Origin of the sequence: Pseudoalteromonas sp. TB64 (assembly GCF_000498095.1) — a bacterium.
Taxonomy (GTDB): Bacteria; Pseudomonadota; Gammaproteobacteria; order Enterobacterales; family Alteromonadaceae; genus Pseudoalteromonas.
In genome coordinates this window covers 1-8,465 of record NZ_AUTQ01000006.1, presented here as the reverse complement: position 1 = coordinate 8,465, position 8,465 = coordinate 1, and the positions used below count along the sequence as shown (strand labels likewise).

The 8,465-nt window shown below is 37.1% G+C and carries 9 protein-coding genes; 7 read left to right on the top strand and 2 right to left on the bottom strand.

Annotated features, from left to right (window positions below; translation table 11 throughout):
• Window positions 1-244: 244 nt before the first annotated feature.
• The 7 genes from L647_RS0100185 to L647_RS0100150 all read left to right on the top strand — a co-directional run bounded on the left by L647_RS0100185 (window position 245) and on the right by L647_RS0100150 (window position 4,853).
• Complete coding sequence (locus tag L647_RS0100185) at window positions 245-1,099, top strand: immunity 49 family protein (RefSeq protein ID WP_158001055.1); 855 nt, start codon at window positions 245-247, stop codon at window positions 1,097-1,099.
• A gap of 65 nt (window positions 1,100-1,164) precedes the next feature.
• Window positions 1,165-1,380, top strand: a complete 216-nt coding sequence (locus L647_RS0100180) for a hypothetical protein (protein ID WP_024609421.1) — start codon at window positions 1,165-1,167, stop codon at window positions 1,378-1,380.
• A 55-nt stretch (window positions 1,381-1,435) separates the two neighbouring features.
• Complete coding sequence (locus L647_RS0100175; protein WP_024609420.1) at window positions 1,436-1,828, top strand: hypothetical protein; 393 nt, start codon at window positions 1,436-1,438, stop codon at window positions 1,826-1,828.
• Window positions 1,829-2,340: 512 nt separating this feature from the next.
• Window positions 2,341-2,775: a hypothetical protein gene (locus L647_RS0100170; RefSeq protein ID WP_024609419.1), complete on the top strand. Its 435-nt coding sequence runs from the start codon at window positions 2,341-2,343 to the stop codon at window positions 2,773-2,775.
• 462 nt (window positions 2,776-3,237) lie between these two features.
• Window positions 3,238-3,672 (top strand): hypothetical protein, encoded by a 435-nt coding sequence (locus tag L647_RS0100165; RefSeq protein ID WP_024609418.1) that lies wholly within the window; start codon window positions 3,238-3,240, stop codon window positions 3,670-3,672.
• A 237-nt stretch (window positions 3,673-3,909) separates the two neighbouring features.
• Window positions 3,910-4,392: an SMI1/KNR4 family protein gene (locus L647_RS0100155; RefSeq protein ID WP_024609417.1), complete on the top strand. Its 483-nt coding sequence runs from the start codon at window positions 3,910-3,912 to the stop codon at window positions 4,390-4,392.
• 170 nt (window positions 4,393-4,562) lie between these two features.
• On the top strand, window positions 4,563-4,853 hold the full coding sequence (locus L647_RS0100150) for a DUF2442 domain-containing protein (RefSeq protein ID WP_024609416.1): 291 nt from the start codon (window positions 4,563-4,565) through the stop codon (window positions 4,851-4,853).
• A gap of 147 nt (window positions 4,854-5,000) precedes the next feature.
• Here the strand turns inward: L647_RS0100150 and L647_RS0100145 are convergent, their stop codons facing one another.
• Together L647_RS0100145 and L647_RS0100140 are read right to left on the bottom strand one after the other, a co-directional pair.
• On the bottom strand, window positions 5,001-6,584 hold the full coding sequence (locus L647_RS0100145) for a tetratricopeptide repeat-containing sulfotransferase family protein (protein WP_024609415.1): 1,584 nt from the start codon (window positions 6,582-6,584) through the stop codon (window positions 5,001-5,003).
• Window positions 6,585-6,710: 126 nt separating this feature from the next.
• Window positions 6,711-8,465, bottom strand: a 1,755-nt coding sequence (locus L647_RS0100140; protein ID WP_024609414.1) for a TonB-dependent receptor, incomplete at its 5' end; no start/stop codon positions are given.

Below are 8,465 nucleotides of genomic sequence, written 5' to 3'. Positions count from 1 at the left end.
AAAAGGCGGGGCTTCAACAAGAGGTAGCCGCAAAATAAAAAATGATAAACAGGGTGAATAAGACGCATCTGAATACCGTGAAAATAAAATAATAAACATGAAATAAAAAATTAAAGAGGCACAAAATACCTGCGTTTTGATTTTAATTCTAATAAGTACGATCCTACATTTAAAAAACAGGTGGGTCTTTAAAAGTAAAAGCCGAACTAAGTTCATTTAAAAACGACAAATGGGTACCAGACGAATGATAGAACGACACTATAAAGAAACGCATATGGAAATAGTCATTAAAGGTATTAATAGATTTGAAAAGCGAATACCAAGTAAGATAAATACCATTAAGAATACAAATAACGGTGAGGTTCTAGGTAGCTCTATCCAACACGCTTTAGATGCATTTGCAAGAGCAGTTCTGGCGGATCTAGACCGCTCGACACAATTGCGTTATCTCACGTTACTTAAAGAATTTGGCACAGCAAATTTTGAGTTTGTTATGCGTGTTGATGAAAAGTTCCCCGTTACTATTGATGGTGAAACCTTTGAATTGACGGGGGCTCGTAAAACTGATTTTGTGGATAACGATGCATGGTTAAATGCTTATTATAGCGCAGTCATTTTACGTGATCGCTCAGCAATTCACTCTTTGAGAGAAGTTGATGAAATCGTTTTTTTAAATGCGAATCTCAAGTGTAATACTTTTGATTTGGCGTTAGTTAATATTATGCAAAACTTATTTACCGGCGGTGCGGATATGGGGGACCTACTAGAAAAGGCATTATTAGCCGACGATCCTGATAATATCCGCTTACCTTATTCTTATCGTATTTTATTACCTTTAATAGCAGTGTACCGTTGTATTTTTACTCCTGATGCTGAGGCTGAATTTAATAGCGAAATGCGTGATGCAGTAGAAAAGCATAAAGATTTTTGGAAAAAAGATAGCAACAAAAAGCCAGGTTGGATTTCTTTGCCTTTAATTGCAGCAGCCGCGTTTGCTTACGACCGAAAGGGTTACAAATTAGATTTTGAAACTGATTACATCCCTCATTGGCTAGTGACAGGTGAATTTTTACCGGAAATAGCTAATAAAGATAAATAACCAAGACACATGCTTTAAATACCACAGAATAATTAGAATGACTGTCCAGTTTAGCTTGTCGCTATATGATTTTAGCGATAGATGTCGATTATCACGGAACATGCGCCACAGTTGCAGGCATTTTATTCGAGGATTGGCAAGATAGTGAAGCTGAAAATGTAGTAGTAACTAACGTAAGTGAAGTATGTGAATATGAAACTGGGGCTTTTTATAAAAGAGAGCTACCTTGTATTTTAAAGTTACTAAATGAGATTGAGCATAAGCCAGCAAAATTGCAGTGACACCCATCCTAGTTTTTGCCTAGTTTAATGTATTTCACAAAGTTGGCTAAGATTTATGAAAATGGAAAGAGTGTTCAATAGAGAAGGTGGATCACCTAGTACAACCCTGACATGGGTCCAGGAGGGTAAGCTTATTGAAATAAATTTGAGATTTGATGCAAGTGCAGTGTTTTCTAAAAAACTAAACTTAGTTTTTGTTGAAGCATATGCCGATATGGAAGTTCAGCTTTATAAGTTAAATGGTGAGTTTGTTGAAAAATACAAAATTGCTACTTTAAAACATTATAGTTTTCGTGGTTTAAACCAAAATATAAATTCTAAAACAGGCGTTTCACTATTATTCCACCCTGATACCAGTGAAGTTGGGAATGAATGGGGGGATATTGAGCAATATGAGTTTATAAAAAAGGATAATACTTTAGGAAAGTATCTTAATATTTATAGATAGAATCTACTTACTGTGAAACTGCATGATAAAAGTGAAGAAATTATAGACACCCATCCTAACCTTATATGAGCACTGACGAGGCTTGGTTGAAGGTAAGCTACCCGCAGAAAAACTTAAACTACTCAATAAAAATTAAAACAACAGCATGCAGTCATTTTCATGCGTGTAATATATGTTTAGCAGTAATCGTTTCTTAGTTAACGTGTGATGCCTGTGTAGCAACATAAAAAGAGATGAACGCTTGGCTAACAAAGTAGATTTAGTAGCACAGCTTTGTTGGTTCAATAATGATGGCTGTTTATTTAATAGGTTATAAAAGAAAGGTGTTGGTTGGGAATTTGTAGGTATTGCGTTTTGTACCTTGGGTATCGACCCAATTTATGAAGGGCTTGTCGATTACATAGAAATATAGCCAGCAAATTAAAATTGGCGTGAAAACACTCCGCTTTCTTTGTGTTTTGCTACGCAAAGTATACAATTTCAACATAATTGTCTTAATAAGGAATATTTCAATGGATAAAATTTCAGCGAACACACCCTATAATTCCTCAGAAATTTACCCGTCAAAGCAAGTTTCAAACGCTTTACCTAAAGAGGTTGCTGAAAAAGATACTGTGCAGCAGGAAACTGACCAAAGTGTAAAGGTAGATATATCTGAAGAAGGGAAAGAAAAAAGCCTAGAAGATAAAAATAAAGAAGCGTTACGGAAATTATTAGGTAAGGAAGATGTAAATCAGGCATCACAATCTGACGAAGCCCCCCTTGATGAACAGATTGCTGAAATACAAGAAAAAATTGCAAAATCACTTAAGGAAGTTGCATTGTTGCGAAGTAAAGATGATGAACAGTCACAAGCTAAAGTAGAGATGCTGGAAGCAGAAATTACAGGGCTCAATACTCAACTTATTGAATTATTAAGACAGCAATTAGAATCGTCTAAAAACTAGGCTAAAAACCTGTGATTAGCTTTAGATGATCTCGCTATAATGCTCAGTTATTAAAAAATATAACCTCACAATCAGGTTCCCACAGTCCTCTTGTGGGGCAGTGCAGTAAAAGCTATTGAGCTAAAAAGTAGCGAAGACAAGTAACTTTATTTTTGTACTTTTATTTTCGTACTTTCATTTTTAGTTTATGTTCTTATATTTTTTATATCAAAGCCAATTCTAAATAAAAAGCAGAAACTAGTTATGTATATCATGAACTTCGTATGTACCCACTATGTAAATTAGCAATCATTGCTTTAGTCGTATTTTCCATTTATAACAAGGTAAGTTAGTTATATTTTACAGAAAAAGGTATTTTGAGCTTTTTTACATAGCTTAATTTTACTTAAGAGCGGATTGCAGATACTCAACGATTATGATGTCTGAAATCAATATTTTATCCCTTTGATTTTAGGAGAAGGTATGGGAACTTTAAGTGACTTTGTGATAGCAGATGAATCTGAAGCAAAAGCTATCGGTGAGTCTATTCAACCTTCAGACACCTGGTCTACGCTCACTGGATGGAGAGGTATGGATCCGATTAAACTATCCACGCTTTATTGTTCTATGAGCGGTGAGACTTATAGCAATGATTTACAGAAATCGTTTAGCTTAGTTGGTGGAGATAAGTTTGAAGGTCCGTGGGTATTTTTATTTTCAGAGAACATTAAAAAATGCTTTGCACAATTTGACTCAACTGGACTCAATGATGTGGCGAAGTTGTGGGCTTCAACAGAAGAACTAAAAATGGATCGTTGGAATGTTGAAGATGCAGAAAAATTTATCGAGCAAATAACGGAGCAAGCGAAAAAGGCATTTGAGGCTAACAAATCATTGTTTTTATGGCTTAGTTTGTGACACAGCACAAACCAAGTTATGGGGCCGTTTTTCTATCGTTAATTTTGTGAATTGTTGAGCTGTTGTTGTAAAAAGTTATAAAGGGTTAGATATTTCAAATGGAATCTTGCAGAGAGTGGCAGTCTCATTATGCAAATTTTGATGAAAAGCACGCGGGTAAAGAATTAATTAAACATATTTATTTTACTATTGAGTGCAGCTATTTTGGTGTTAAGAGCCAAAACAGGAATTTATAAAATGCTTAAAAATGAGCTAACGACAGACATTCAAAAATGGGTGGATGAATGCGGGCAAGGTAAGCATCAAGGTTTAATACCAACCCCTGCACATGAAAATTCGATTTGGGATACCGATTTTATACCCGAACGATATGCAAGCATCGAAAAAGCGTTAATCGAATCGCAAGCTCGTCGATTAGGCATAACTATTCCACAGGCTTTAATGGAGCAGCTATTAATCCAAAATGGTGGTGAATTGGATGAATGCGTACAAGATCTTTTTAATAATGCCACGATCAACTGGACTAATGCGACTGTCGATGGAATTGAGACCATTGATTCTTGGGAGCATGGAGATGAGTGTAACTGGTTTGATAGTGTTGAGGGTATTCAAGATAAAAACTTACTGATTATTATTACGTCACACTCTGAGTCACAGCTGTGTCTTGATTATCGTAAAAATGGACCTAGCGGTGTGCGAGCGTTGCTTATATTGACGTGAGCATGAATCCGATCGCGGTTTTAATTATTGCTGACACTGTTGATTATTTTATCCGCTCTATTGTTGCAGCCCGCTAAGGCGAAGCTATATATTAAAAATTAATTAACGTTGGTTCTCGGCTAGGCTAATTAATAAAAATTTTATAATAGAACCAATTATATAGGTTAATAATGACTTTGTTAGATTCAATGGCAATTACACATTTTGAAATTGTTAAAGATTACATAATTGCAATTACGTTTGCTGATAAAAAAATTCAAGTAATAAACTTTGAACCCGTAATTGGCGTTGGCTGGATGCAAAGTTTAAAAAAACGTGAATACTTTAATCAGGTGTTTTTAAACGATGTAGGGAACTTAGAATGGCCTGAAGGGCAAGATTTTAATCCAGAAGCTTTATATGACTGGGAGAATTTTGAACAGGCGTATATTGACGATTTAAATAATCAAATAGCTAATTAAACCGCTTCAAAACACGTTTAACCTACTTGGATTATAATAATTAGTAGCGTTTTATATATAGACTTACAAAATACCCTCATCTTTAAACGATGTTTCAATTTCATCAGTATGTGGCTTAAACGACTTAACTCCCAAGCCATAAAACCCTTACTCAAAACTGATATTTTGCTCTAAAAAGTAATCTTCAATTTCATTGGTATGGGGCTTAAAAGCTTTCCAGCGCCCAATTGCTTTATTGTTAAGTGGTTGGCGTACTTGCATTTTACTTGCAGTAGAAACCGGTGCGGTGTTTAAGTGAAAATCTATACACTGCGGTTGCCATTCTAAATTACAAAAGCTTATTAACTCTTTTATTTGTTGCTCGGGATTTGCTACTAGTTCTTCGTACTTTATTAGCTTTATATTGCTGTGCAGGCTGCAAAAGTGCTGTATTAATTTATAAAAGCAGCTGTAAAATTTTGCGGTGTCGAGTAAATCGAGTGAGTAGGCGTAATACGGGTTATTAATGGTAAATAATTGGCGGTAGTTACCAATACAGGTATCCATTGGGTCGCGCAGCATACAAATAATTTTAGCGTTTGGCAGTGCTTTGGTTATTAAGTCGATATAAAAAAAGTTAAACGGCAGCTTATCAATAAAGTGTTTATGGCTGCCTGTTATTACGCGTGTTGCGTTTAAATAGGTGCTACCAAGCTGATTAAAATCAAGATCATAAGCTTTATTTAGCGTTTGTGTGTCGAGCACATGAGGTGTTTGTGTTTGGCTTAGCTTTTTGACACTTAGGCCAAAGTCTTGTAATTCACCAGCTGATTGCACGTCGCTGTGGCTCGATATTATACGCTCAACTAGTGTGGTGCCAGAGCGGGGCATGCCCAATACAAAAATAGGTTCTTGCGTTGGGTTACCTTGTACAGGCACTTGTTTGTGCTGTTCACTTAAGAGCTTAATATGTTCAAATAACTCAGTTGAGCTTTTATGATCAAACGGCTGTATAGCTCGTTTTGCCTCTTTACCTTGTTTTAAGGCGTTAAAAGCCTCTGAAAATTCACCAAGATCTTGATACTCTTTTGCCAAAGCATGCCCAATATGCAGTTTTGCATCGGGGTGTGTTACTTGCTCAAACGCGCTTTTTAAGCGTTCAATATGATTGTTTTGCTTACTTACTTTAGTTAAATCACTTAATGCAAAATGGCTTTGATGATGCTGTGGGTTGAGCGCTATGGCATTTTGAAATGCATGTTGTGCTTTATCAAATAGCCCTAAAAATTTAGCGCTTACACCATAGTTATAATAAAACTGAGGTTGAGCTTTGTTAGCTACTTTAGCCAGTTTAATAGCGCACTCAAAGTAGTTAAGTGCTTGTTCGTGAATGCCTGCTTGAGTAAGTGCAACGCCGAGTGTGTCGGCATCAAGTGCTTTAGTTATTTGCTTTAATGACACTGATAGCGCGGTGTTTTTTGCTTTTTTTAACTCGCCAGTAAGTGCGTAACATTTAGCAAGTTGCGCGGTATATTCAATACTTTTGCCAAGGGTGAGGGCTTTTTCGATGAGCTTTATTGCTTTGTGTATTTGCCCAACAGTTAAATTAACCATGGCAAGCAAAAAATACCCATCAGCAAAGTCTGGTTTGAGTGTGACTAATTCTACCAAGGCTTTGTGTGCTTGCTCTCTTTTACCTTGGTTTAAAGAGTGAATAGCGCTTTGATGAAGTTGCTTTAAGTTTGGATGCATGGCTTTTGTTATTATTTTTTAGTTATGGTTTTGAATAAAATAAAAAGGCTCAAATAAATTTGAGCCTTAACACATTGTTTAAAAGTTACATTGTTTGAAATTTACGCTATTTAAAAGTCGCTTAAATTATATTTCAAATTTATAGTTAAATTTAACACCCACTGTAATTGGGCGGTTAATATAATGACCATAGTTACGTTGTATTTCAGCGCCATTAGCTGATGTTATATCTGCATCTGAGCGACGAACGGATGTAACTGCGTATTTGTTGAACAGGTTATCAACATATAGGGTAGTTGACCATGCATCGGCTGTTAATTTAGCTGATATATTACTTAAACTGTAACCCGGTAATGTTTCGCCGTTATCATGAAGTCCTACTCTTGAAAGTACATCGCTTTGCGCAGTTAAACCGTAGTTAATATCAAGGGTTTTATCGCTTAGCACTTCTGTTTGATAGTTTACACCCATCGAAAATTGATTTTCAGGCGAGCCAGGTAAACGGTCGCCGTCTTCTGCGCCATCGGTACCGTCGGCATTAAACAAAAATGGTGCATCTGATGTTAGCTCTGCTTTTGTATAGGCGTACGTTGCATAAACTGAAAACGAGTCAGATAAAATTGCACGGGTCGAAATTTCTACCCCTTTTGCATTAGCACTGCCGGCGTTTGAAAGGTATGGCAATTGCCCAACTTCGGTTGCACCTGTTATTTGTGCATCATCCCAGTCTATGTTAAATAATGCGGCGTTAAAGTGTAGTTGGCTTCTAAACCACGTGCTTTTAAAGCCTAGCTCGTAGTTTGTAGTGGTATCGGCATCAAATAACAATTCGTCAGGTTGACCACAGCCGGTTTGTTGATCCGCAGGTAGTGGATCAGGGCAAGACACTAACCCATTTGAACCACCAATTCTAAAACCTTCGCTTACAGTTACATAGCCCATTACTGAATCGGTGAACTGATACTTAGCATTAAATTTAAATAAGTTACCGTTATCGCTGGCTTCATCTTTTTCAAATGCAACAGTGATTTCATCAGGACCCGCGCCACCATACAATGTATTTGCTAGTGGGAAGTCAAAAGCCGCTTGCGATTCTACATCGTATTCGTAAAAACGCGCGCCAATGGTAATATCTAACTTATCAGTAACTTGGTAGCCAACTTCACCAAATAGTGCAGACTCAGTGACGGTGCTTTTTGTAAGCTCTAAGTATTCTAATGAGTCAGGTCTTAGTTGTTCGCCACCAAAGTTGTCTATGGCAAATTGATCAAAGCCAGGCGTAAACTCTCTGCTTGATGCTTCGGTTTCTGTTTTGTTGTAAAAGCCACCCACAATCCAGTTCAAATCGCCGTCGCCTTGCGACACTAAGCGAATTTCTTGGGTGAAGGTATCTTCTTCGTCAATTTCACGGGTAAATGTTGAAAACGAAGGAAACTCTTCATAGCCGTAATCAAGACGAATAAGTAAGTCTGTTTGGTCGCGTTGACCGTCGGCATCAAAGCTCGAAATACCGGTTGCCGATACGAGCTCTGCAAAGCCTAAGTCGGCTTTTAGCTCAAGGCTTAGTAATTGATCTTCTTTTTCGCGAGGCTCTTCAAAGCGATAAGCTGATTCGTATTTGCCTATTACGTCGCTTAAACCGTTGTTTGCATTAAGGCTGTTGTAATGAACGATTGAGCGACCTTCGCTGTCTTGGTTTTGGTAAAAGTAGTTAAGCGTACCTTCAAACGATTCATTTGGTTTAAAGCGTACAGAAATACGACCTGTTGTGGTGGTTTCGCCGTTGGCATCTTTTACATTTTTAAGGTTGTTGTTAACCGCTGAGCTATCGCTCCAATCTGGATCTGGCAACGATACGCCAGGTTCGCGTACTACGTAGCC